The following is a 24115-nucleotide window of genomic DNA, read 5'->3' as shown; positions in this document are numbered from 1 at the left end:
AAAACGTCAATTATATCTTAACGGTCCAGCCAAATGTGTCTTCAGCTAATTTATATTGAATATTAGTTAATTTTTCTTTTATTTCAATTGCGAATGAATTTTCCATTTTTGGTAATTCAAAATATTCTTCTTTATAAGAAAATCCTACAATAGGATTGACAACTGCTGCTGTTCCTGCTCCAAATATTTCTTTTAAACTTCCATTTTTCGCAGCTTCAATTAATTCTGAAACTAAAACCGAACGAACTTCAACGTTTATGTTTTCTCTTTTTGCTAAGTCAATAATACTTTTCCTAGTAACTCCGTCTAAAATTCGTTCACTTGCAGGAGCAGTAAACAAAGTATCATTAATTCTAAAAAATACGTTCATTGTTCCAGCTTCCTCTAATTTTGTATGAGTAGCATCATCTGTCCATATAATTTGCTGAAAACCTTTATCGTTCGCTAATTTTGTTGGATAAAATTGAGCAGAATAATTTCCTGCAGCTTTAGCAGCTCCAATTCCTCCATTTGCAGCACGACTAAAATGTTCCGCAATTAGTACTTTCACTTCACCTGAATAATATGCTTTCGCAGGAGAAAGTATAATCATAAATCTATAAAATTTTGCAGGAGCAGCGATAACACCACTTCCGGTAGCAATCATAAACGGTCTAATATATAAAGTGTTTCCTTTCCCTTTTTTAACCCATTCTTTCTCAATTTTCAACAATTGTTTTAGACCTCCTAAAAACACATCTTCAGGAACTTCAGGCATTGCCATACGAGTTGCACTTTTGTTAAAACGCATATAGTTCTCATCAGGTCTAAATAACCAAACATCGTCAGATTCATCTTTATAAGCTTTCATTCCTTCGAATATAGCTTGACCATAGTGAAATACTTTTGCAGAAGGGTCAATTGTGAATGGAGCATAAGGTTCAATACTTGGTTTTTGCCATACTCCATCCATATAGTCACAAACAAGCATATGATCAGTAAAAACGTTTCCAAAAGTTAAATTTTCGAAATCAACTTGGTCAATTTTAGAGCTTGGGGCTTTAGTAATATCAATATCCTTGATTGTTGGTAAATTCATTATGAAATGATTAAATGTTATTTGAAATTATCAGATTGAAAATCCTTATAATTCTTTACAATTGCAAAACTAATAAAATTATGTTTGTTTTTAAGTTAACCTATGATTAATTTTAAGGATATTATTAACATATTAAATATTAATGTTTAGAGTATTTAATTTATTTTTGTGATAAATCTAAAACTAAGAAAAATGAAAAAAATTACATGTTTACTTGCATTTGCTGTCTTTGCGGTTTCTTGCGGTAAAAAAGAAGAAGTTAAAGAAGAAATAAAAGTAACTGAGAGTTACGCTGTTTTTGGTGATTCAATTTCAAACGATGGGGCTCTTTCAAGTGCAGAAATGATGTCTAAATTTGAATCTTTGAAAGAAGGTGATACTGTTGATGTAAAATTTACTTCAAAAATTAATGATATTTGTCAAAAGAAAGGTTGTTGGATGAATGTTGCGTTAGAGAATGATAATTCTGCTTTTGTGAAATTTAAAGATTATGCTTTTTTTGTACCTATGAATGCTGAAAATAAAGATGTTATTGTTGAAGGTAAAGCATATGTTAGCATTGAAAGTGTTGATGAATTAAAACATTATGCTAAAGATGCAGGTAAATCTCAAGCTGCTATTGATAGTATTGTTGCTCCTAAAACAACCTATTCATTTATGGCAAATGGGGTTTTAATATCTAAATAATGAAAAATATTTTTATACTAATTCTATCTGTATGTTTCTTTCTTGGTTGTAATACTAAGAAAGAAGAATCTGTAGAAAAAACAACTGAAAGTACTGAAGAATTTGAAATGTATCAAATGTCAGAAATGGCAGCTTTAATGGAACAAATGTATGTTGATAATGAGCGATTAAAAGAGAGAATTCTTAAAGGAGACACTATTGGTCAATTTCCTCAACATTTTACTAAAATTCATGAAGCAGTTTTAACTGATGATACAGATAAAGACGCTTTTTTTAAAGAACAATCTACTAAATTTATTCTTGCACAAGAATTAATTTATAAAGATCCTGAAAATGCAAAGGAACACTTTAATAACGGAATTAATGCTTGTATAGAATGTCATCAAGTAAAATGTGGCGGACCTATTCCAAGAATCAAAAAGCTATATATAAATTAAAACACGTTGAAAAGAGAGATCATTATAACTAACGATGGTTCTAGTTCTATTTATATTCCAGAATTGAACGAAACATATCATTCTAAAAATGGAGCTATTCAAGAAGCCTATCATGTTTTTATAAATGCTGGTTTTTCTCAAATAAACAAAAACTCAATAAACATTCTTGAAATTGGTTTTGGAACAGGATTAAATGCTTTTATAACATATTTAGAAGCTAAAAAAACGAATACTCAAATTAATTATATTGGAGTTGAAGCTTATCCTGTTTCACATGAAGAAATAAAAGTTCTTAACTATGTTCAAGAGTTAAATGCTAAATCGGAACAAGGTGTTTATGATAGCATGCATCATTTAGATTGGGGAGTAGAAAACGAAATTTCGCCTCAATTCAAAATCACAAAAAGAAAACAACTGTTTCAAGATATTAATGATATTGAGTGTTATGATTTGATTTATTTTGATGCTTTTGGATTTTCAGTTCAACCTGAATTATGGAGTGAAGAGATTTTTCAAGCAATGTATAATTCGTTATTAATAAACGGTGTTTTAGTTACATATGCGTGTAGAGGTTCTATTAAAAGAGCAATGCTAAAAGCTGGGTTTAAAGTTGAAAAATTACCTGGAGCTCCGGGAAAACGAGAAATGCTTAGAGCGACTAAGATTTAAGAATATTTTAATTAATGTTTTTAAGATGTAAATCATTATGTATTAATGTTTTACTTGTTAAATTAAAAATTTAATAAAACTTTAGTATTTTTTATAAAGATTGTATAATATTTTTTCAAAAAAAATAATTATATTTACAACATGTTCTTATCCCTAGTCTAACCAAAATTTTATTTAAAGTATGTCCAGAACTATGTATTCTTATACTAAATCTATACTTGAAAGAGTAAGTTTTGATCCCAAACTTTTTTGCAAAGAATTAGAAAAAGCATTAAAAGTATTGCTACCATACGAAATTGACCAACTACGAAACTGGCTGTTGCAATTTACGGAAGAAAAACCTGAATTAAGACAATGTTTAATTTACATAAACTAAAATAAAAAAAGGTCCGCAAATGCGGACCTTTTTTTATTTTGGACTTATTATTTCAACATCGTTAAATGCAATAGCGCCTCTTACAACTCCAGAAATTGTATTTCGTAAAGCATCAATAATGTGAATTTTTAATTCATTTTTTGGATAAAGAAGGCTTACTTCTCTGGCAGGTTTCGGATTTTTAAAATTGAGTAATTTACTTTTATTTATATCATTTAAATCTAAAGTATGTAAATAAGGTAACAATGTAATCCCTAGACCTTCGTCAGCTAATTTTATTAGTGTTTCAAAACTTCCACTTTCTATTTGAAAATGGTTCTGACTAAGAAGAGAATTGTTTTTACATAAATTTAAAATGCTGTTTCTAAAACAATGTCCGTCTTGAAGTAACAATATTGTGTCTAAATCTAAATCTGAAATTTCTATCTCTTTTTTATTTAATTCTTTCGCATTTGGAATATAAGCAACAAAAGGTTCATAATACAAGACAATTTCTTTTATAGTATCTTCTTCTAATGGAGTAGCTGCAATAGCACAATCTAAATGACCATTCTTAAGTTTAGCAATAATTTCTTCAGTTGTGTTTTCCTCAATTATTAAATTTACTTTTGGGTACTTAGTAATAAAAGTATTTAAAAACATAGGGAGAAGAGTTGGCATTATAGTTGGGATAATTCCAACCTTAAATTCTCCTCCAATGTAACCTTTTTGTTGCTCAACAATATCTTTAATTCTCCCAGCTTCGTTTACAATGTTTTGTGCTTGATTTACAATTTTAGCTCCTATTTCTGTTAGTTGAATAGGTTTTTTACTTCTATCAAAAATTAAAATATCTAATTCATCTTCTAATTTTTGAATTTGCATGCTTAATGTAGGTTGGGTAACAAAACACTTTTCTGCTGCGAGCGTGAAATTTTTGTATTCAGCAACAGCTAAAACGTAATGCAATTGTGTAATTGTCATGTTATAATTTTTTTTGATAAAAATAAAAAAAGTATCAGTTAAATTTATTATAAACAAGTGTTTATTTTCAGATATATGTTTAAGTGTTTGAAAATAAAATAAATATGGATTTATTATGCTTTAAAAAATTATGATTTATTGTGTGTGTTTTATATTTAAGCGCTATATTTTTATTTTTTACATAAATATAATTTATATTTGTCATATGAAGTTTTTATGTAAAATTGTATTGGGTATTTTTATACTATTCCTTTCTACACCTACAATTGTATCAGTCATTAACAATGATACAGATACCTCATGTTTTTTTAATATGAGTGAGGAAGAGAGTCCAAATGATTTTAATGAAATAAAAACAATTCCTTCAAATTATTCAATTCCATTAACGATAGATTTTGAAGGTTCTCAAAAAGTAAAATATTCAGTTTTAAATGATAGAAAAGTAAATTCTATTTCTCCAAATATTTTTCTTCCACCACCAGAATTAATATAGTTTTTTTTAAAATGCTTCTTTTTAAAAGGAGTTTTAAATTATTATTTAATTAAAAAATCATTTATGTTCAAATATTTAAAAAACGATATTCCTGCGAGTATTGTTGTTTTTTTCGTTGCACTTCCTTTATGTCTTGGAATTGCATTAGCCAGTGATGCTCCCCCTTTATCGGGATTAATTTCTGGTATTATAGGCGGAGTAGTTGTAGGGTCTATCAGTAAATCTAAAATTGGAGTTAGTGGTCCTGCTGCTGGTTTGGCAGCTATTGTTGCTAGTGCTATAGCGACCTTGGGTAGTTTTGAGTTGTTTTTATCTGCTGTTGTTTTGGCAGGTGTAATTCAAATTCTATTTGGAGTTTTAAGAATGGGGGTTATAGGTTATTATTTTCCAAACAGTGTTATTAAAGGAATGTTAACTGGTATAGGAATCATTATTATTCTTAAGCAAATACCACATTTTTTTGGTTATGATACAGAGGCAGAGGGGGCAGATAGTTTTATTGAAAAATCGGGTGAAAATACTTTTTCTGCAATTGCTCATGTTATAGATAATATTACTTTAGGTTCATTAATAATTGCAGCTTTAGGATTAATTATTATTTTATTTTGGGATAATATTTTATCTAAAAAACATTTTTTTTTTAAAACAATTCAAGGTTCATTAATTGCTGTTGTAGTTGGAACAATCTTGCAAATAATTTTCAGTTCAACAAGCGATTTTTCAATAGATGGAATGCACTTGGTTCAAGTTCCGGTTCCTGATAGTATAAGTGAGTTTGGAAATTTTTTGAGCTTTCCAGATTTTAGTCAAATTTTTACAATTGAACTATTTACAATTGCATTTACTCTAGCGCTTGTGGCTAGTTTAGAAACTTTGTTGAGTGTTGAGGCTACAGACAAACTAGATCCAGAAAAAAATATTACACCTACAAATAGAGAGTTATTTGCACAAGGCTTTGGGAATATTGCCTCTGGCTTAATAGGTGGTTTACCAATAACTCAAGTTATTGTAAGAAGTTCAGCTAATGTACAATCTAATGCTAAAACAAAAATGTCAGCTATTTTACATGGTTTGTTTTTGTTGATTTCTGTTTTAGCAATTCCTACTGTTTTAAATCATATTCCAAAATCAGTTTTAGCTTCAATTTTAATAGTTGTAGGATTTAAATTAGCAAAACCATCGCTGTTTAAAAAAATGTTTTCACTTGGTTGGACACAATTTTTACCATTTATTGTTACAGTTGTTGTAATCGTTTTCACTAATTTATTGTATGGCATTTTTACAGGTTTGGCAATTGGTTTTGTTGTTGTATTAATTAAAAATTATCAAAACTCTATTTTTTTACACAAAATAGAGGATGAAAAAACTAATCTTGTTCAAATGACTTTTGCGGAAGAAATATCATTTTTAAATAAAGCAGCAATCCAAAAAGAATTATTCAGTTTGCCAGAGAACACTAAGTTAGAATTAGATATAAGAAAGACTACTTATTTAGATTATGATATTGTAGAAATTTTAGAAGACTTTATTATTCAAGCGAAGAATAAAAATATTAGTATACATTTAAAATCAGAAAGAGGAATTGTTGATAATCCTAAAAGTTTTATAGAATTTTTCAAATTAAAGAAACAATCAATTTAATCAAATATAGTTATGAGTGATTTTTATAAAAAAATAATAGAAAATAATAAAAAATGGGTAGAAGAGAAACTTCAAATTAGCCCTGATTTTTTCAATAATTTAGCAGAAGGGCAACAACCTCCATTGTTATGGATTGGTTGTTCTGATAGTCGTGTTCCTGCAAATGAAATTATAGGAGCTGAACCAGGTGAAGTTTTTGTACACAGAAATATTGCAAACATGGTAATTCATAGTGATATGAATATGTTAAGCGTACTCGATTATGCTGTAAATGCGTTAAAAGTTAAACATGTAATTGTTTGCGGTCATTATGGATGTGGAGGAGTAAAAGCTGCTATGGGAAATAGCTCAATTGGAATTATAGATAACTGGGTTCGTCATATTAAAGATGTTTATCGTTTTCATCAAAAAGAATTAGATGCAATTGAAAATGAAAGTGATCGTTTCAATAAATTTGTTGAGTTAAATGTTAAAGAACAAGTGTTCGATTTAGCTAAGACATCGATTGTCCAATCTGCATGGAAAAACGGACAAGAGCTAAGTATTCATGGTTGGGTATATGGCTTAAATTCTGGTTATGTGACAGATTTAGGAGTAAATTTTAGCTGTGATAAGGATTTAGCTAATGTTTATCAATTGAAATTTTAGTCCTCTAAATTTTCATTAAAAGCAGATGGTAATAATTGAGGAATATATTTTATTAATATAGGTAATAATATTCCGCCTCCAGGAAGTAAAAAAATAGTTAACGATGGCACAGATTTACAAATGTCTAATAACTGTTTTTTTACTTTCTTTTTTTCATCAGAATCAAGTTCTCTTGTTGTAGATTGAGCTAATAAAATCATTAATTCTTTACTCTGAATAATTTCTTTAGTAAGCCTTTTTTTATTTCTTGTTATTAGTTTTGTAACCGTATTATTAGTTTGATCATAAAAATGCTTTACCGGATTTGAATAATTAAAAAACGGAATTTCTTTTTTATGTTCTTTTATGAAAACATTAATAGTAGTTGTGCTTTCGAAAAGATTTTTTTCTGAAATTTCAAGTTTACGAGTTAAATTACTCAAGAATATTACTTCATCAACTTCTAATAATTCATCACTCCAAAGTGCCATTTGTGCTAAGTCTAACAGGTATAGTTTTTCAATTTCAAAAATATATTTGTCCAATGGAATTGTTTCTAATTGTAAATTTTCAACACTTTTAAACTTGGTATATCGTAGTGAGTTTTCAAAAAGTTTTATAAGTAATTCATCATAATTTGACTTTTCTTTCTTGATTGAAAAGGCTAAAGAAACTATTTTTATACAACTAAGTTCAAAATCTTTTAAATGCTTTGTTGTAAGTTCTCCTATTATTAAATAATGGTGAAAGGCTAATACATCTAAAAATAATAAAGCATTGGTTATTATATGAGAAAAATTTTTGCTTATAATATTATTATTAGTTTGAATTCTATCATTTATATTGTTTTCAAGAATTGAAGACTGACTTCCAGATGGAAATAACTTATTAAGAAAATTATAATTTTCGTGCTGAATTTTTTTATAGAAAAGATTAACTTGTTCTACAAAAACATCTTTTTCTGCATCATGTTTTACTATTCTATATATAGAAAACATAGAGTTAAGTAAAGCTATTTTTGTAATTTCATCATGAGATAAACCTTTAAGATCTATACTAGATTTTAAGTTTAATGAAATAACATGACCATAAATAAATCCTGATTCTCTAATTTCTGAATAGAAAGTATCATAACCGTTTGAATAATCAATAAAATTTGATTCGTTTTCGACAAAAAACTTGTCTATCCAACCGGTAATTGAAGGGTTTATCATGGGTGTTAAATGTTAGGTCAAATTTAGAAAAAACTTTTTTTTAAATTGTTTAATTTCCAAAACAATTTTTATCTTGCTAAAAAAAATATATGAATTTTGCTATTATAATTACTATTTGTACTTTATTGCTTTTGGCATATATATTTACTATTTCATCTTCTAAAACAAAAATACCTTCGGTAATTTTACTGCTTATTTTAGGTTGGGTTGCTAAACAAGCAACAGATGTTTTTCATATCGTAATTCCAGATTTAAATCCATTACTTCCAATTTTAGGTTCTGTAGGATTAGTACTTATAGTACTTGAGGGTTCGTTAGAATTAAAACTAAATAAGAAAAAATTTCCATTTGTTAGAAAGACCTTAATTACAGCAATTGTTCCTTTAATTATTACTGCGGCTATAATTGCCTTTGCTTTTAGTTATATTTTAGAAATTAGTTTTAAAGATGGTTTAATAAATGCAATTCCTTTGTGTATTATAAGTAGCGCAATTGCAATATCAAGTGTTGGCCATTTAAATGTTTTTAATAAAGAATTTGCAATATATGAGAGTAGTTTATCTGATATTATTGGAGTTTTGTTTTTCAATTTTATAGTTTTAAATGCTGTAATTGACTTTAATTCGGTAATGAATTTTGGTTTACAGATATTAATAATGATTGGTATTTCATTTATAGCTACTGCATTTCTAGCCTTTTTATTAAGTAGAATAAATCATCATGTAAAGTTTGCACCAATTGCCTTATTGATAATATTAATATTTGCGGTTTCAGAAGTTTACCATTTACCAGCGTTAATTTTTATTATGTTTTTTGGTTTAATAATGGAAAATTTTGATGAGCTCGATAGGTTTCAATGGATAAATAAGTTAAAACCAAAACAATTAGATAAAGAAGTTCAAAAATTTAAAGAACTTATAACTGAAGCTGCTTTTTTAATTAGATCTTTATTTTTCTTACTGTTTGGTTTTTTAATGAAAACTGAAGATATTTTAAATCCTGAGACATTAGAAATTGCACTAGGAATAATTATTTTAATTTATTTAATTAGAGCGTTACAGCTTGCTTATTTTAAAGTAAAATTAATGCCTCTATTATTTATTGCACCTAGAGGTTTAATTACCATTTTACTGTTTTTAAGTATACCTGAAGCCAATAGAATTCCGTTTGTAAGTAAAGCGTTAATTATTCAAGTAATTGTGTTGTCAGCCTTATTTATGATGGTTGGTTTAATGTTTAATAAACAAGAAAAAGTAGCTGTAGAAAAACAAAAGGAAGACACTCTTTCTGTAGATATAGATGTTCCAATATAATATAATATAATATAATAAAAAAGGCTCAATTTAATTGAGCCTTTTTTATTAGAAGTTTGGTGATAAATTAAATTTCTTATAGAAATTATCCAGTGCTTCAAGTACTTGATCTTCGTTATCTACAATTGTAAATAAATCCATATCTCCAGGACTTACGGTACTAAATTTATCAAGCAATGTTGCTTTTACCCATTCCATTAAACCTGACCAAAATTCAGTTCCAACAAGGATAATAGGGAATTTAGCAATTTTCTTAGTTTGAATTAATGTAATCGCTTCAAACAACTCATCTAATGTTCCAAAACCACCTGGCATTACAACAAATCCTTGAGAATATTTTACAAACATTACTTTTCTAACAAAGAAGTAATCGAAATTTAAGTTTTTATCTCTATCTATATATGGGTTGAAATGTTGTTCAAATGGTAAATCAATATTTAAACCTACAGAAGTTCCCCCACCAAAATGAGCTCCTTTATTACCTGCTTCCATTATCCCAGGTCCACCACCAGTAATTACTCCATAACCACCTTTACTAATTTTATATGCTATTTTTTCAGCTAATAAATAGTATTTGTCTTCTGGATTTGTTCTTGCGGAACCAAATATAGAAACACATGGACCAATTCTTCCCATTGCTTCATACCCGTTTACAAACTCTGACATGATTTTAAAAATTGCCCATGAATCGTTTGTACGTATTTCGTTCCAAGTTTTTTGTTTAAACTTCTCTTGTATTCTGTGATCGTCGTTTTCGTATTGCTCTAAAGCCATATTCTTTCCTTTTTTTAAAATTAAACAAGCCTGCTAAGATAATTCTTTTTTCAAAAATTGAGCAGTATAGCTTTTTTTATTTTTTATAATTTCTTCTGGTGTTCCCTTAGCTACTAATTGTCCTCCGCCTTTTCCTCCTTCATAACCAATATCAATAATATAATCTGCTAGTTTTACTACGTCTAAATTATGTTCTATTATTAATACTGTATTTCCTCTATCAACAAGAACATTTATTACATCCATTAGTACACGAATATCTTCAAAATGAAGACCTGTTGTAGGTTCATCTAAAATATAGAATGTATTTCCTGTGTCTTTTTTAGACAATTCTGAAGCTAATTTAATTCGTTGTGCTTCACCACCAGAAAGAGTTGTGCTTTGTTGACCAAGCGTTATGTAACCTAAACCAACATCTTGTATGGTTTTTAACTTGCGATGGATTTTAGGAATGTTCTCAAAAAAATCAACACCTTCATCCATAGTCATATTTAGTACATCAGAAATGGATTTTCCTTTGTAACGTATTTCTAAAGTTTCCCTGTTGAATCTTTTTCCTTGACATGTTTTACATTCTACATATACATCTGGTAAGAAACTCATTTCAATGGTTCTTACTCCAGAACCTTCGCAAGTTTCACAACGACCACCTTTTACATTAAAACTAAAACGACCTGGTTTATACCCACGAATCATTGCTTCGGGTGTCATTGTATATAATTTTCTAATTTCAGAAAACACATCAGTATATGTTGCAGGATTGCTTCGTGGAGTTCTACCAATAGGACTTTGGTCTATTGCTATAACTTTATCAATATGTTCTAAACCTTCAATTTTTTTATAGGGTTGAGGTTTTTTAACTGCATTAAAAAAATGTGCATTTAAAATAGGGTATAGTGTCTCATTAATTAAAGTAGATTTACCACTTCCTGAAACTCCAGTTACACAAATAAGTTGTCCAAGAGGAAATTCAACTGTAACATTTTTAAGGTTATTACCGCTTGATCCAGAAAGCTTTAATGTTTTACCATTACCAATTCTACGTTCTTTAGGAACTTCAATTTTCATTGTACCGTTCATGTATTGTGCAGTAATGGTATTACCCAATAACATTTCTTTTGGTGTTCCTTCGCTAATGATTTTCCCGCCAAAACGCCCTGCTTTTGGTCCAATGTCAATTACATAATCGGCACGTTCAATCATTTCTTTATCATGTTCTACCACAATAACCGAATTTCCAATATCACGTAAATTTTCTAATGATTTTATTAAACGTTCATTATCTCTTTGGTGTAAACCAATACTAGGTTCGTCTAAAATATATAAAACACCAACGAGTTGAGAACCAATTTGTGTTGCTAATCGAATTCGTTGTGCTTCACCACCAGATAGTGATTTTGAGCTTCTGTTTAAGGATAAATAATTTAAACCAACATCTAATAAAAACTGTAAGCGAGTTTCAATCTCTTTTATAACTTCAACTGCAATTGCATTTTGTTTTTCTGAAAGTGTTTTTGGTAGACTTTTAATCCACATCGATAATTCAGAAATATCCATATGTGCTAAATCGCCAATGTTTTTATCATCAAGTTTAAAATATAATGCTTCTTTTCGTAATCGTGAGCCGTTACATTCGTTACACGTATATTCGTCCATGAATTCTTTTGCCCATCTTTTTATGGAAGCTGAACCACTTTCGTCATACTGATTCTTAATAAAGTTAGAAATTCCTTCAAAATCAATTTTATAGTCTTTAGTGATTCCCATTACTTTTGAAACCACAGAAAATTTTTCATTTCCACCATACAAGATGATGCTCATTGCTTCTTGCGGAATGGTTTCCACCGGATCAGTTAATTTAAACTCATACTTATGCGCAATGAGTTCCAATTGTTTAAAAATCCATGTATTTTTTGATTCACCTAATGGAGCTAAACCGCCATTTTTAATTGATAATTTTCCGTTTGGAATAATTTTTTGCAGGTTAATTTCATTAACCGTTCCAAGACCGTTACAATTGCTACAAGCTCCTTTTGGCGAATTGAATGAAAAATTATTAGGTTCTGGATTTGGATAGGAAATTCCTGAAGAAGGGCACATTAAGTTTCGACTAAAAAAACGAACTTCTTGCGATTCTTGTTCAATGATCATCATTACATCATCGCCATGGTACATTGCCGTTTTAATACTTTCGTTTAAACGTTTATCAGTATCTTCATTTCTATCAATTGCCATTCTATCAATAACAATTTCAATATCGTGGGTTTTGTAACGATCTACTTTCATTCCGTAAGTCAAATCAGTTATGACTCCGTCTATTCTAACTTTTAGAAAACCTTGTTTTGCAATTTGCTCAAATAATTCACGGTAATGTCCTTTTCTAGAACGAACAGCTGGAGCTAAAATGTTAATGCGTTTTCCATTGAAGTTTTCAAGAATTAACTCTTTGATTTGTTCATCAGAATAGGAAACCATTTTTTCGCCCGAATTATAACTGAAAGCTTCTCCAGCTCTCGCATATAATAAACGTAAGAAATCGTATATCTCGGTAATTGTTCCTACAGTTGAACGGGGACTTTTGTTGGTTGTTTTTTGCTCAATAGCTATAACGGGAGAGAGCCCATCAATTTTATCAACATCAGGACGTTCTAAACCTCCAAGAAATTGTCGAGCATAAGCAGAAAAAGTTTCTATATAACGGCGTTGTCCTTCGGCATATATGGTATCAAAAGCAAGAGATGATTTTCCAGAACCTGATAAACCAGTAATAACCACTAGTTTTTCTCTTGGAATAGTTACATCTATATTTTTTAAATTATGAACGCGAGCGCCTATAATCTCAATTGTATCGTCTGTGTTTAACATAGTTTTTTGCAAAAACACAAAGGTACAGTTTTTGATTTTCTAATACTAATCAAATAACTTATTCAATTGTCATTGAAATTATTTTTTTTCGGTATTCTTCTAAAATGTGGTATTTTGAAATAAAGCCAATGAATTTACCGTTTTTTAATACTGGTAATAACGTAGTTTGACTATTTTCAAACTTTTCTATCATTGTATCGGCTGTTTCATCATAAAAAATAATTTCTTTTGGAGGTTCAATTATTTCTTTTACTGAAGTATGTTTTACTTGAAATGGTGATAAAATGATGGGACGGATTTCATTTAATCGAATTAAACCAATTAATTGTTTTTTTTCATTGTCTAAAACAGGAATAAGGATTTGACTTGTAGTCTTAATAACTTCAACTAATTCCTCTAAACTGTTGGATTCTCTTATACTTTTTACATCTGTAGTAATCAGTTTTGAAACCTCAATACTGTTCAGCATATTTTTATCACGATTATCTGTAAAAACTTCACCTTTATCGGCTAAATCTTTTATATCAAAAGAATGTTTTTCAAAACGCTTCGAAATGGCAAAACTGATAGATGAAACAATCATTAGAGGAACCATTAAGTTATAGCCTCCTGTAATTTCTGCAATTAAAAATATTGCTGTCAATGGTGCATGAAATAAACCACTTAAAATTCCAGCCATTCCAACGAGCGTGAAATTACTAACAGAAACATCTTTATCAATTCCTGAAATATTTAAAAATTTAGCAATTACAAAACCAAGATAAGATCCCACAAAAAGAGAAGGAGCAAAGTTACCTCCATTTCCACCTGAACCTAATGTTAGTCCGGTTGCGTATACTTTAACCAACATGGTTAAACCAACAAAAGCCAACAATGCCCAACTATTATCTTTATATCCGCTTAAAAGAGTATTGTCTAAAATACGTTCTGGATTATTATTTGCTAAAATCTTTATGCTTTCGTAACCTTCTCCAAAAAGTGAAGGGAAAAAGAATATTAAAATAGCTAGCATGAAAGCCCCAAATAATGCTTTTTGGTATACATTCTGTTTTTTATGAAACCATTTTTCGATATTTCTGAACGTTCTAGCATAATTAATAGAAACTAAACCTGAAAGTAAGCCTAATAAAATGTAATATGGAATATTATGATAATCGAAAAATTCTCCTTGTTTGAAATTAATTAAAATGTCTTCGTTTAAAACAATAGCAGAAATTAATGCTCCAGTTGCTGCGCTAATCATAATAGGTATAAAAGCCGTAATGCTTATTTCCACTAGAACAACTTCTATTGCAAACAAAACACCAGCAATTGGAGCGTTAAAGGCAGCAGCAATTCCAGCAGCTACGCCACAAGCTAAAAGCAAAGTCCTGTCTTTGTAACTTAAACGATAGTTTTGAGCAAAATTACTTCCAAAAGCAGCTCCTGTTATAGTAATCGGCGATTCAAGTCCGGCACTCCCACCCATACCAACAGTAAATGAACTTGTTATAATTTGTGAATACATTTGCTTGCGTGGAAGAATCCCATTTTTACGAGCAACTGCATTCATAATTTGAGCAGTCCCTTTACGCAATTCACCATTTAATATTTTTTTTACAATAAAAACAGTAAGTAAAATACCAATTATTGGAAAAGCACTATTGGAATAAGGAAGGTGTAAAAAACTATCTAAATATTGGGCAAATTTATATACCCAATGTGCAAATGTTTTTAATACAATTACAGCTAATGCAGAAGAAATTCCTACTAATACACAAGATAAGTATATAAATTGTCTTGGAGTTAGCATTGCTTTTAAAACAAAAAGAAACCGCTCTAAACGTTTAAATTTTTTTGCAATACTTTGAAAAAAAGGATTAACTTTTTTTTCTGTCATTAGAATACCATTTGATTTTTTGCGAAGTTACTTTTTAATTAAAATCTATGCTAATCATTTAGATGAAAATCTTCAACCATTTTCATTAAATCTTTAAAAAATAAAGTAAATTCTTTTTCAAATTCTGGGTAAAACTCTCTTAGCTCTTGTATAGCATTTTGCATATGAACTCTATGCTTTGTTCTATAGTCCATTTGAAAAAGAATGCTTTCAATTCCTGCAATGGAAGCATAACTAACTAACCAATTACTTTCAATCATGTATGGCATTAGTTTTTTTGTTTTCGGACTTAAAATTTTATAGTTATCTTTTAGTGATTGATAAAAACGATTTACATAATCTTCTAGATTTTCATTAGTATAAGTATTCCAATTTTTAGCTAAAAAATGATCGTATAAAATATCAATAATCACTCCTGAATAATGTCCGTATCGTTCATGAAGTCGATGCTTGCTTTGTCGCCAAATAGGATGAGCATCTGTAAAAGTATCAATAGCTCTATGTAAAACAACACCTTTTTGAATTTCTTCAGGATACTCTAAATAATCATTTCCACGAATACCATCGGCCATGAAGTTTCCAATCTTAATCAAATCGTTATTACCAGAAAGAAAAATATGGGCTAGAAAGTTCATTATAAGGTTGTAGGTTTTTGGTAATGGATAATTGGTTGAAAATATTAAAGTAAATATAGTAAATTAAAACAAGTTTTTTTTTTAGTTTCAACTTGCTATCTTTGTTTTTTATACAAGTAGGAAGCCAATTGCCTAAAACCCAAAACCAAATACCCAAAAAATGACTTTAATAAAATCAATATCAGGAATAAGAGGAACAATAGGAGGAAAAGTAGGGGATAACCTTACGCCAGTGGATGCAGTTAAATTTGCTTCGGCTTATGGAACGTTCTTGAAACAAAATTCAAATAAAGAAAAACTAACTGTTGTAATTGGTAGAGATGCGCGTATTTCAGGACCAATGATTCATAATTTAGTTCAAAATACATTAGTTGGACTTGGAATTAACGTTATCGATTTAGGTTTGTCAACTACACCAACGGTTGAAATTGCGGTTCCATTAGAAAAAGCTGATGGTGGAATTATTCTTACAGCTTCGCACAATCCAAAACAATGGAATGCTCTAAAGTTATTGAATGCAAAAGGTGAATTTTTAAATGGAGAAGATGGCGCTAAGATTTTAGAAATTGCAGAAGCAGAAGCGTTTGACTTTTCAGATGTTGATTCTTTAGGTGAAGTTACCGAAAACAATGCGTACATGGATATTCATATCGATGAGGTTTTAAATTTGCCTTTGGTTGATGCTGATGCGGTTGCAAAACGTAAGTTTAAAGTAGTTGTGGATGGTGTAAATTCATCTGGTGGAATTATTATTCCAAAGTTATTAGAACAAATGGGCGTTGAGGTTGTAGAATTGTATTGTGAACCAAACGGACATTTTCCGCACAATCCTGAGCCTTTAAAAGAACATTTAGGAGATATTTGTAAGTTGGTTTTAGAAGAAAAAGCCGACTTTGGAATCGTTGTTGATCCAGATGTGGATAGATTGGCTTTTATTTCGAACGATGGCGAAATGTTTGGTGAAGAGTATACTTTAGTAGCTTGTGCGGATTATGTATTGAGCAAAACGCCAGGGAATACAGTTTCGAACATGTCATCTTCTCGTGCTTTACGCGATATTACTGAAAAACACGGTGGCAAATACCAAGCCAGCGCTGTAGGTGAAGTAAATGTGGTTACCTTAATGAAAGAAACCAATGCAATTATTGGTGGTGAAGGAAACGGTGGAATTATTTATCCAGAAAGTCATTACGGAAGAGATAGTTTAGTTGGAGTTGCTTTGTTTTTAACGCATTTAGCGAGTTTAGATATGACCGTTGCCGAATTACGTGCAAGTTATCCGCAATATTTCATGAGTAAAAATAAAATTGAATTAACGCCTCAAATTGATGTGGATGCCATTTTAAAAGCCATGACTGAGAAATACGGTAACGAAGATATAACTACGATTGACGGTGTGAAAATTGATTTCCCAACAGAATGGGTACATTTACGTAAGTCAAACACTGAACCAATTATTCGTATTTATACAGAAGCGCCAACCCAACAAGAAGCGGATGTTTTAGCAGAACGTTTTGTAAGTGAAATCAAGGCAATTGCTGGGATATAATGAATAAGTATTTTTTAATTTTAGGTATAACAATTTTTTTTTCTGGTTGTGCTTCAAAAAAAAGAGAAACAATACCATCTACTTTAGATCCAATTTACATACAAAGAGCAACAGATTTTGCTAAGACTCAGTTTGAAAGTTGTATGACAGGCAAATATGTGCCAATAACTAAAGATATTGCAACTCCTTGGTTAGTGAGGGAATGGAATGAGGAAGAAGAACGAAAAACGTGTAAGGAAATCAATGAGAGATTTGGTAATTTAACGGAACTTAAAATAGCTAAAACTCAATATTACAAAGAAAGTTATATTTATAGGTTTAAGGCAAAGTATTCTAAATTGAACGAATATTCCGAAATAAGAGTTTATACTACTTTAGATCATAAGTTTTCGGCATATATTATTAAAGAAGTTTGGTTGGATAAATACACAAAATTTAATCCAAAAAAATAAGTAGATGTCAAACCCGATTCTTTTCTTAGTAGCTATTGCAGTATTTGTTTTTTATAAAAATAAGTATCAAAAAAAAGCAAAACAAGAAATTGAAAAGTTTAACGATTCTAAAAAATAATAATAAGTAGTTCTTAAAAAAGCAGATTCTTAAGAATCTGCTTTTTTAAGAACTACAACTCAACATCGAGCAACCAATTTTTACTCTCGCCCAATCGGGTCTTTTGGCAAACCATTTTTCCATTTTGGGTTGTTCGTCATAAGGTTTTTGCAATAAAGTATATAATTCGTCAATTAAACTATAATCTTCTTTTTCGGCTGCCTCAATAGCCAATTGTGCCATATAATTGCGTAAAACATACTTTGGGTTCACCAAATTCATTTTTACTTTTCGTTGTTCATCTGAAATTTCTTCTTCTTGCAAACGATTTAAATATTGGGTAAACCAATACAACCAGGTTTCTTCTACACGTTCTTTTACTTCTTCAATTTTATAAAAAGCAGTATTTATTTTTTCTAAAGCTTGCTCAGGTGAATCTGTTTTTGAAATCGTACTTAAATTTCGGTAGAAAATAGTCATATCGGTTTCTGTTTCTTGTAAAACAGCCAGTAATTGATCAATTATAGATGCGTCGTTTTCTTTCAGGTTTTCAAAGCCTAATTTAGTACTCATCATTTTATAAAAATCTTCTTGAAATTCATTAGAATACGCTTCTAAAATGGTTTCTAAAGGTTTTACATCTTCAATTAACGGATATAATGCATTGGCCAATTGTAATAAATTCCATAAAGCAATATTAGGTTGGTTCCCAAAACGATAACGACGATTTTCAGCATCGGTAGTATTTGGAGTCCAATTGGGATTATAATCTTCCAACCAACCGTAAGGACCATAATCAATCGTAATTCCATGAACCGACATGTTATCGGTGTTCATAACGCCATGCACAAAACCAACACGTTGCCAATGCAGAATCATTTCTTTGGTAGAATTGGTAATAGTTTTGAAAAACGCAATGTATTTTTCTTTTCCTTCTGCTTTAATTTCTGGAAAGTGGTGCTTAATAGTGTAATCGGCTAAAATTTGAAGGTTTTTCACATCATTTTTAGCTGCAAACAATTCAAAATTCCCAAAACGAATAAAACTTGGAGCCATTCTACAAACAACTGCGCCTTTTTCGTAAGCGGTATTTCCGTTATATAAAACATCGCGCAATACTTCGTCGCCAGTTAAAGCTAAAGAAAGCGATCGAGTAGTAGGAACTTCCAAATGAAACATGGCTTCACTACATAAATGTTCTCGTATAGATGAACGCAAAACTGCTAATCCATCGCCACGACGTGAATAAGGTGTTTTACCAGCACCTTTTAATTGCAACATCCACGATTTTGAATTGTACATTACTTCAAAAAGTGCAATTGCTCTTCCGTCGCCTAATTGTCCCGCCCAATTCCCAAATTGATGTCCCGCATAAGCCATAGCAAACGGTTTTGTATTGGGATAAATTTCATTTCCAGTAAAAATATTCAAAAAAGCTTCTGATTGAATATCTTTTTCGGTTAACCCAATTTCATCAGCCACTTCTTTGGCAACATGAAGAAGTTGCGGAGCTTTTGTTTTAATTGGTTCTACAAATGAAAAACAGGTATTATCAATTTGACGAATTGAATTCTCTAGATTCTCATCGGCGGGTAATTCATTTATAAATGTATTTTGGATGTTTAATTTCATGATGTACTTGTATTTTTCAAAGTTACAAATTTAAATAGGCATCTAAAATTTCAGATTATCAATTTTTCTTATCTTTGAAGTCAAATATTATTCCCAAATGATTGCAACAACACAAAAAACTAAGTTAGAACTTTATTTTGATGAATTCAGAAAGCATATAATTGGTGTGGATCAAGAATTTGATACTCCTTTTGGTACTCAAAAAATGGTTTATACAGATTGGACAGCTAGCGGAAGATTGTATCGTCCTATTGAGGAAAAAATGATGAATCAATTTGGTCCTTTTGTTGCCAATACTCATACAGAAACTACTGTTTCTGGTACAGCGATGACAATGGCTTATCATGAGGCAAGACATATTATTAAGCACCATATTAATGCTAATGATAACGATGTTTTAATTACCGATGGAACGGGAATGACTGGGGTTGTAAATAAGTTTCAACGTATATTAGGGTTGAGAATTTCAGAAACATTAAAAGAATATACGACTATTCCTAATGTAATTAAGCCAATTGTATTTATTTCGCACATGGAACATCATTCTAATCAAACTTCTTGGTTGGAAACCATTGCTGATGTAGTTGTAGTTCCTGCAAATGAAGAAGGGCTTTTTTGTTTAGAAAATTTCAAAAAATTATTGGATCAATATAAAGATAGAAGTTTTAAAATTGCTTCTATTACTTCTTGTTCAAATGTTACAGGTATTAAAACACCTTATCATGAAGTAGCAAAAATTATGCACCAAAATAGCGGAGTTTGTTTTGTAGATTTTGCTTGTTCTGGGCCTTATGTAGAAATTGATATGCATCCAGAAGATCCAGATGCTTATTTAGATGCTATTTTCTTTTCTCCACATAAATTTTTAGGAGGTCCAGGAACTTCAGGGGTTTTAGTGTTTAATCAAAATCTATATAAAAATAATGTTCCAGATTGTCCGGGTGGAGGAACTGTGAGTTGGACTAATCCTTGGGGTGAACATAAATACATTGATAATATTGAAGATAGAGAAGATGGTGGAACACCTGGTTTTTTACAAGTAATTAAAGTTGCACTCGCTATTCAGTTGAAAGAAAAAATGGGAATTCAAAATATTTTGGATAGAGAACATGAATTGACGGACTATATCTTTTCTGAATTAGGAAATGTAGAGAATATTAATATTTTAGCACCACAGCATCAAAATAGGTTAGGAGTTATTTCTTTTTATATAACCGATTTACACTTTAATTTAGGGGTTAAAATTCTAAATGATAAATTTGGAATACAAACGCGTGGTGGTTGCAGTTGTGCAGGAACATACGGACATTACCTATTACATGTAGATCAAGAAATGTCTAATGATTTGGTTTGTCAAATAACTTCTGGCGATTTAATTAAAAAACCAGGTTGGATTAGAATGTCTATTCACCCTACAACAACTACTGAAGAGATAACTTATGTTTGTAATAGTATTAAGGAATTAGCGGCTAATCATTTAGAGTTAGCTAAAGAATATGTTTACAATCCAAAATCGAATGAATTTAACCACCAAAAGGCACAATTTAAAGAAAAAGATATGGTAGCTAATTGGTTTTCAATTTAAAGCAAAAAAGGTTCTGAATTTCAGAACCTTTTTTTTTATGCTTGTTTTTTATGTTTCCAGCGTTTGTGCGTCCATAAATAATATTCAGGAGCTTCAATAATTTGTAGTTCTACTTTTTTCATGAACATTTCAGAAATTTCAAAATTGGGTACTTCTTTTGGATTATCAACTAAATGTTCAAAAGTGGCTTCATAATAACCTCTTTTAACTTTTTTTGTTTTAAGAAATATAACATTCATATCCAATCTTTTTGCTAATAACTCAGCACCCACATGAATAGGTGTTTCAATTCCCATAAATGTGGCCCAATGAGTTCCTTTATGAGATTTTGGAGATTGATCACTTGCAAAACCATAAACTCCAAGTTCGCCAGTTCTTGAACAATTTTCAATAGTTGCAACAGTTTCTTTTGTGGTAATTAATACCGCTTTAAATCGTGAGCGAATCCTGTGAACCAATTTGTCAAAATATTTATTTGCTATTTTTTTGTAAATTCCATAGCCAGTAAAATTAATATAGTAATTCATAGAAACAGTCCATTCATAACTTGCATAATGTGCACAAAGCAAAGCTATACTTTTTTCTTTTTTTTCCATTTCTAGATACAAATCTATATTTGTGAACTTATATCTTTTTTGAATTTCATTTTTAGAAATAGACATTGTTTTTATCATTTCTAAAAACATATCACACATGTGTCTGTAAAATTTTTTTTCAACAGTTCTCCTTTCTTTATCAGAAAGATGAGGTAATGCAAGACTTAAATTTTCTCGAACTACTTTTTTTCTATATCCTATAAGATTATAAACTATAAAGCAAACTACATCTGAAAATAGATATAATAAAGGAAAGGGTAAAATAGATATTAACCAAAGAATTGGGTAAATTAAAATATAAAATAGTAATTGCATGAATTATTTTTTTACAAATATAGTTTAAGATTTATAAACGTTAATAAGCAAACTATTTTTAAATTTACCCAAACAAAAATTTATATGAATACTTTTTTATTAGTTTTAATAGGAATAAATGCAGTAGTAAGCTTTAAAGGATTTAATGATTTTGATTTTTTTAGGAAATATGAATTTCATGTAGGTAGTATTCGTTCCGGCGAGCAACTTCGTATGTTAACTTCAGGTTTTTTACATGGCGACATAACTCACCTTGCTTTTAATATGCTTACCTTATATTTCTTTGCGCCAATAGTTTTGGATACTTTCGGGAATGTAAATTTTTTATATGTGTATTTCGTTAGTTTAATTGCTGGGAGTTTGCTTACGATGTATTTTCATAAAAATGATTTTCATTATCGAGCTGTTGGAGCATCTGGAGCTGTCACTGGAATAATTTATAGCTCAATTTTATTATATCCTGAAATGAATTTATATTTATTTTTTGCCATTCCAATTAAGGGTTATGTTTTTGGGATTGGTTATTTGTTGTACTCTATTTATGGAATGAAAGCAAAAAATGATAATATAGGACATACTGCTCATTTTGGAGGGGCTATTGGAGGATATTTGTTTACCTTAATTAAAGTTCCAAGTTTAATACAAACGAATACAGAAATGGTTATTTTGTTAACTATTCCAATTATTATCTTATTCTATTTACATAAAACCAACAGACTTAATTAGAAAAACAAGAAAACCACTCATTTGAGTGGTTTTGTGGGGAGAGCAGGATTCGAACCTGCGAAGATGTAATCAGCGGATTTACAGTCCGCCCTCGTTGGCCGCTTGAGTATCTCCCCAACGTCAGCAGTATTAAACTGCTTACAACGGGGCAAATATAGAATTGTTTTTCATTAGTAACAAACAATATTTACACATTTTTCGTACTTTTTTTTAATTGATTGATAATGAAAAGTATAAAAAAATCTCCTTAAGGAGATTTTTTTAAATTTATTAAAAATAAAGAGAATTATTTAGCTAACAATTCTTCTACTTTGGCTTTTAATTCTGCACCTCTTAAGTCTTTTGCAACAATGTTTCCATTTGCATCAAGAATAAAAGTAGCAGGGATAGCTTTTACATTATATAGTTCAGCTATAGGTTCTTTCCAAAATTTCAAATTTGAAATATGATTCCAAATCAAACCATCTTTATCAATTGCTTCTTTCCATTTAGCAGCATCTTTATCAAGAGATACACCAATAATATTTAACCCTTTTTCATGATACTGATTGTATAAAGCAACTACATTTGGGTTTTCTGCTCTACATGGACCACACCAAGAAGCCCAAAAATCAATAATAGTCACTTTGCCTAATGATTCTTTCAACGATATTTCTTTTCCTTCAGGATTTTTAGCTGAGAAGTCAGGAGCTTTATTTCCTATTTTTAACTGATCAAATGAATCCAAAGTTTTCTTAATATTTTCACCTGATTTAGTTTTTAATAAACTTGGGTCTAATTTGTTGAAATATTCTTTTGTTTCGTCAATTGTTAGGTATTGTCTCATTAAAAAGTTTTCAACAAGTAAAACAGATAAGAATGCTTTTGGGTTATTATTAATGAAATTTTTAGAAACATCGTTTAAACTAGTTTGGTAGCTAGAATATTCCTTCATAATCATGTTGATAGTTGAAGTATCTTGAGCTGTTTTTGCAGCTCTCATTCTTTCAGAATTTTGCTCTTGAAATTTTGCTAATTTCTTTGAAATTTTATTCGATTCGTTGTTAAATTCCTGAAGTTTATCATTATTCATAGTACCACTGATTTTAGATTTGAATAAACTATCAGTAGCATAGGTAATTTTAATTTCTCCTTCCTCTAAAATGAAAGGTAATTGCGAATTTTCATTTTCAATTTTAATAAATGCTAATTCAATTGCTTCTGTTTTACCTTTAAATTCGAACTTTCCATTTTCAATGACAGCTGTGTCTTTAGTCATTGGTCCTTTTTCGTCTTGTAATTCAATAAATATTTTTTTACCGTTTTCAATACCATCGGCTGTTCCACTGACTAAGTATTCGTTTTTACCAACTTTGTTACATGCAAGAACTAAAGTTGCAAGTGTAATAATGTAAAATATTTTTTTCATTTTAGTATTAATTAATTTTTGGCAAATGTATTTATTTTTTCCATTTTAACTTTATGAATTGATATTAATCTTTTCATAAAAAAAATCAGGTTAAGAAACCTGAT

Annotated in this window: 22 protein-coding genes and 1 tRNA gene; 12 read left to right on the top strand and 11 right to left on the bottom strand. The window is 29.8% G+C overall.

Annotated features, from left to right (window positions below; genetic code table 11):
• Positions 1-10 precede the first annotated feature (10 nt).
• Complete coding sequence (locus ACQ65T_RS10060) at positions 11-1078, bottom strand: branched-chain amino acid aminotransferase (protein WP_430400949.1); 1068 nt, start codon at positions 1076-1078, stop codon at positions 11-13.
• Positions 1079-1270: 192 nt separating this feature from the next.
• Between ACQ65T_RS10060 and ACQ65T_RS10055 the strand changes: the two genes are divergently transcribed.
• From ACQ65T_RS10055 to ACQ65T_RS10040, 4 genes are all read left to right on the top strand, one after another.
• Entirely contained in the window at positions 1271-1765 is a 495-nt protein-coding gene (locus ACQ65T_RS10055; protein WP_430400948.1) for a DUF4920 domain-containing protein, read from the top strand.
• The gene (locus ACQ65T_RS10050) at positions 1765-2202 is read left to right on the top strand and encodes a hypothetical protein (protein WP_430400947.1); all 438 of its coding nucleotides are present in this window, start codon (positions 1765-1767) and stop codon (positions 2200-2202) included. Before ACQ65T_RS10055 ends, ACQ65T_RS10050 begins: the two co-directional genes overlap by 1 nt.
• Positions 2203-2208: 6 nt before the next feature.
• The gene (gene mnmD / locus ACQ65T_RS10045) at positions 2209-2871 is read left to right on the top strand and encodes a tRNA (5-methylaminomethyl-2-thiouridine)(34)-methyltransferase MnmD (RefSeq protein ID WP_430400946.1); all 663 of its coding nucleotides are present in this window, start codon (positions 2209-2211) and stop codon (positions 2869-2871) included.
• A gap of 181 nt (positions 2872-3052) precedes the next feature.
• Positions 3053-3247, top strand: coding sequence for a hypothetical protein (locus tag ACQ65T_RS10040; protein WP_430400945.1), 195 nt, complete (start codon positions 3053-3055; stop codon positions 3245-3247).
• A 33-nt stretch (positions 3248-3280) separates the two neighbouring features.
• On the opposite strand, the gene ACQ65T_RS10035 is transcribed toward ACQ65T_RS10040, so the two are convergent.
• Entirely contained in the window at positions 3281-4210 is a 930-nt protein-coding gene (locus ACQ65T_RS10035) for a LysR substrate-binding domain-containing protein (protein WP_430400944.1), read from the bottom strand.
• A 205-nt stretch (positions 4211-4415) separates the two neighbouring features.
• On the opposite strand from ACQ65T_RS10035, the gene ACQ65T_RS10030 reads away from it, so the two are divergent.
• The 3 genes from ACQ65T_RS10030 to can all read left to right on the top strand — a co-directional run bounded on the left by ACQ65T_RS10030 (position 4416) and on the right by can (position 6992).
• Positions 4416-4703: a hypothetical protein gene (locus tag ACQ65T_RS10030; RefSeq protein ID WP_430400943.1), complete on the top strand. Its 288-nt coding sequence runs from the start codon at positions 4416-4418 to the stop codon at positions 4701-4703.
• 63 nt (positions 4704-4766) lie between these two features.
• Positions 4767-6344: a SulP family inorganic anion transporter gene (locus ACQ65T_RS10025; protein WP_430400942.1), complete on the top strand. Its 1578-nt coding sequence runs from the start codon at positions 4767-4769 to the stop codon at positions 6342-6344.
• A 12-nt stretch (positions 6345-6356) separates the two neighbouring features.
• The gene (gene can / locus ACQ65T_RS10020; protein ID WP_430400941.1) at positions 6357-6992 is read left to right on the top strand and encodes a carbonate dehydratase; all 636 of its coding nucleotides are present in this window, start codon (positions 6357-6359) and stop codon (positions 6990-6992) included.
• Here can and ACQ65T_RS10015 read toward each other — a convergent pair.
• Positions 6989-8185 (bottom strand): LETM1-related biofilm-associated protein, encoded by a 1197-nt coding sequence (locus ACQ65T_RS10015; RefSeq protein WP_430400940.1) that lies wholly within the window; start codon positions 8183-8185, stop codon positions 6989-6991. The genes can and ACQ65T_RS10015 overlap by 4 nt on opposite strands.
• 89 nt (positions 8186-8274) lie before the next feature.
• Here ACQ65T_RS10015 and ACQ65T_RS10010 point away from each other — a divergent pair, with 89 nt between their 5' ends.
• Positions 8275-9498 (top strand): sodium:proton antiporter, encoded by a 1224-nt coding sequence (locus ACQ65T_RS10010; protein WP_430400939.1) that lies wholly within the window; start codon positions 8275-8277, stop codon positions 9496-9498.
• Positions 9499-9546: 48 nt separating this feature from the next.
• On the opposite strand, the gene ACQ65T_RS10005 is transcribed toward ACQ65T_RS10010, so the two are convergent.
• Genes ACQ65T_RS10005 through ACQ65T_RS09990 form a run of 4 tightly spaced genes read right to left on the bottom strand, consistent with a single transcriptional unit; the run spans position 9547 to position 15651 of the window.
• The gene (locus tag ACQ65T_RS10005) at positions 9547-10272 is read right to left on the bottom strand and encodes a TIGR00730 family Rossman fold protein (protein ID WP_430400938.1); all 726 of its coding nucleotides are present in this window, start codon (positions 10270-10272) and stop codon (positions 9547-9549) included.
• A 33-nt stretch (positions 10273-10305) separates the two neighbouring features.
• Positions 10306-13137: an excinuclease ABC subunit UvrA gene (uvrA, locus tag ACQ65T_RS10000; protein WP_430400937.1), complete on the bottom strand. Its 2832-nt coding sequence runs from the start codon at positions 13135-13137 to the stop codon at positions 10306-10308.
• A gap of 58 nt (positions 13138-13195) precedes the next feature.
• A complete protein-coding gene (locus tag ACQ65T_RS09995) occupies positions 13196-15016 on the bottom strand; it encodes a chloride channel protein (RefSeq protein WP_430400936.1) in 1821 nt (606 codons plus the stop codon).
• A 50-nt stretch (positions 15017-15066) separates the two neighbouring features.
• A complete protein-coding gene (locus ACQ65T_RS09990) occupies positions 15067-15651 on the bottom strand; it encodes an ACP phosphodiesterase (RefSeq protein WP_430400935.1) in 585 nt (194 codons plus the stop codon).
• A 160-nt stretch (positions 15652-15811) separates the two neighbouring features.
• Here ACQ65T_RS09990 and glmM point away from each other — a divergent pair, with 160 nt between their 5' ends.
• Entirely contained in the window at positions 15812-17200 is a 1389-nt protein-coding gene (gene glmM / locus ACQ65T_RS09985; RefSeq protein ID WP_430400934.1) for a phosphoglucosamine mutase, read from the top strand.
• Positions 17200-17652: a hypothetical protein gene (locus ACQ65T_RS09980; RefSeq protein WP_430400933.1), complete on the top strand. Its 453-nt coding sequence runs from the start codon at positions 17200-17202 to the stop codon at positions 17650-17652. The genes glmM and ACQ65T_RS09980 overlap by 1 nt, the downstream gene beginning before the upstream one ends.
• A gap of 163 nt (positions 17653-17815) precedes the next feature.
• Here ACQ65T_RS09980 and ACQ65T_RS09975 read toward each other — a convergent pair whose 3' ends face one another.
• Entirely contained in the window at positions 17816-19384 is a 1569-nt protein-coding gene (locus tag ACQ65T_RS09975; RefSeq protein WP_430401358.1) for a protein adenylyltransferase SelO, read from the bottom strand.
• A 94-nt stretch (positions 19385-19478) separates the two neighbouring features.
• Here ACQ65T_RS09975 and ACQ65T_RS09970 point away from each other — a divergent pair, with 94 nt between their 5' ends.
• On the top strand, positions 19479-20966 hold the full coding sequence (locus tag ACQ65T_RS09970) for an aminotransferase class V-fold PLP-dependent enzyme (RefSeq protein ID WP_430400932.1): 1488 nt from the start codon (positions 19479-19481) through the stop codon (positions 20964-20966).
• Between the two features lie 35 nt (positions 20967-21001).
• Here ACQ65T_RS09970 and ACQ65T_RS09965 read toward each other — a convergent pair whose 3' ends face one another.
• On the bottom strand, positions 21002-21877 hold the full coding sequence (locus ACQ65T_RS09965) for a lysophospholipid acyltransferase family protein (protein WP_430400931.1): 876 nt from the start codon (positions 21875-21877) through the stop codon (positions 21002-21004).
• Between the two features lie 84 nt (positions 21878-21961).
• Between ACQ65T_RS09965 and ACQ65T_RS09960 the strand changes: the two genes are divergently transcribed.
• Entirely contained in the window at positions 21962-22603 is a 642-nt protein-coding gene (locus ACQ65T_RS09960) for a rhomboid family intramembrane serine protease (protein WP_430400930.1), read from the top strand.
• A 34-nt stretch (positions 22604-22637) separates the two neighbouring features.
• Here ACQ65T_RS09960 and ACQ65T_RS09955 read toward each other — a convergent pair.
• Both ACQ65T_RS09955 and ACQ65T_RS09950 read right to left on the bottom strand, forming a co-directional pair.
• Positions 22638-22719, bottom strand: a tRNA-Tyr gene (locus ACQ65T_RS09955).
• 170 nt (positions 22720-22889) lie between these two features.
• Positions 22890-24011, bottom strand: coding sequence for a redoxin domain-containing protein (locus tag ACQ65T_RS09950; RefSeq protein WP_430400929.1), 1122 nt, complete (start codon positions 24009-24011; stop codon positions 22890-22892).
• Between the last annotated feature and the right edge of the window lie 104 nt (positions 24012-24115).

It is taken from the genome of Flavobacterium sp. (assembly GCF_965284515.1).
Taxonomy (GTDB): Bacteria; Bacteroidota; Bacteroidia; order Flavobacteriales; family Flavobacteriaceae; genus Flavobacterium.
This window is presented reverse-complemented; position numbering and strand designations above follow the sequence as displayed.

Excerpts from the sequence above, each read along its gene's own strand:
- ACQ65T_RS10060 (WP_430400949.1), bottom strand. The coding sequence starts at position 1,078 with ATGAATTTACCAACAATCAAGGATATTGATATTACTAAAGCCCCAAGC.
- ACQ65T_RS10055 (WP_430400948.1), top strand. The coding sequence starts at position 1,271 with ATGAAAAAAATTACATGTTTACTTGCATTTGCTGTCTTTGCGGTTTCT.
- ACQ65T_RS10050 (WP_430400947.1), top strand. The coding sequence starts at position 1,765 with ATGAAAAATATTTTTATACTAATTCTATCTGTATGTTTCTTTCTTGGT.
- ACQ65T_RS10040 (WP_430400945.1), top strand. The coding sequence starts at position 3,053 with ATGTCCAGAACTATGTATTCTTATACTAAATCTATACTTGAAAGAGTA.
- ACQ65T_RS10035 (WP_430400944.1), bottom strand. The coding sequence starts at position 4,210 with ATGACAATTACACAATTGCATTACGTTTTAGCTGTTGCTGAATACAAA.
- ACQ65T_RS10030 (WP_430400943.1), top strand. The coding sequence starts at position 4,416 with ATGAAGTTTTTATGTAAAATTGTATTGGGTATTTTTATACTATTCCTT.
- ACQ65T_RS10025 (WP_430400942.1), top strand. The coding sequence starts at position 4,767 with ATGTTCAAATATTTAAAAAACGATATTCCTGCGAGTATTGTTGTTTTT.
- can (WP_430400941.1), top strand. The coding sequence starts at position 6,357 with ATGAGTGATTTTTATAAAAAAATAATAGAAAATAATAAAAAATGGGTA.
- ACQ65T_RS10015 (WP_430400940.1), bottom strand. The coding sequence starts at position 8,185 with ATGATAAACCCTTCAATTACCGGTTGGATAGACAAGTTTTTTGTCGAA.
- ACQ65T_RS10010 (WP_430400939.1), top strand. The coding sequence starts at position 8,275 with ATGAATTTTGCTATTATAATTACTATTTGTACTTTATTGCTTTTGGCA.
- ACQ65T_RS10005 (WP_430400938.1), bottom strand. The coding sequence starts at position 10,272 with ATGGCTTTAGAGCAATACGAAAACGACGATCACAGAATACAAGAGAAG.
- uvrA (WP_430400937.1), bottom strand. The coding sequence starts at position 13,137 with ATGTTAAACACAGACGATACAATTGAGATTATAGGCGCTCGCGTTCAT.
- ACQ65T_RS09995 (WP_430400936.1), bottom strand. The coding sequence starts at position 15,016 with ATGACAGAAAAAAAAGTTAATCCTTTTTTTCAAAGTATTGCAAAAAAA.
- ACQ65T_RS09990 (WP_430400935.1), bottom strand. The coding sequence starts at position 15,651 with ATGAACTTTCTAGCCCATATTTTTCTTTCTGGTAATAACGATTTGATT.
- glmM (WP_430400934.1), top strand. The coding sequence starts at position 15,812 with ATGACTTTAATAAAATCAATATCAGGAATAAGAGGAACAATAGGAGGA.
- ACQ65T_RS09980 (WP_430400933.1), top strand. The coding sequence starts at position 17,200 with ATGAATAAGTATTTTTTAATTTTAGGTATAACAATTTTTTTTTCTGGT.
- ACQ65T_RS09970 (WP_430400932.1), top strand. The coding sequence starts at position 19,479 with ATGATTGCAACAACACAAAAAACTAAGTTAGAACTTTATTTTGATGAA.
- ACQ65T_RS09965 (WP_430400931.1), bottom strand. The coding sequence starts at position 21,877 with ATGCAATTACTATTTTATATTTTAATTTACCCAATTCTTTGGTTAATA.
- ACQ65T_RS09960 (WP_430400930.1), top strand. The coding sequence starts at position 21,962 with ATGAATACTTTTTTATTAGTTTTAATAGGAATAAATGCAGTAGTAAGC.
- ACQ65T_RS09950 (WP_430400929.1), bottom strand. The coding sequence starts at position 24,011 with ATGAAAAAAATATTTTACATTATTACACTTGCAACTTTAGTTCTTGCA.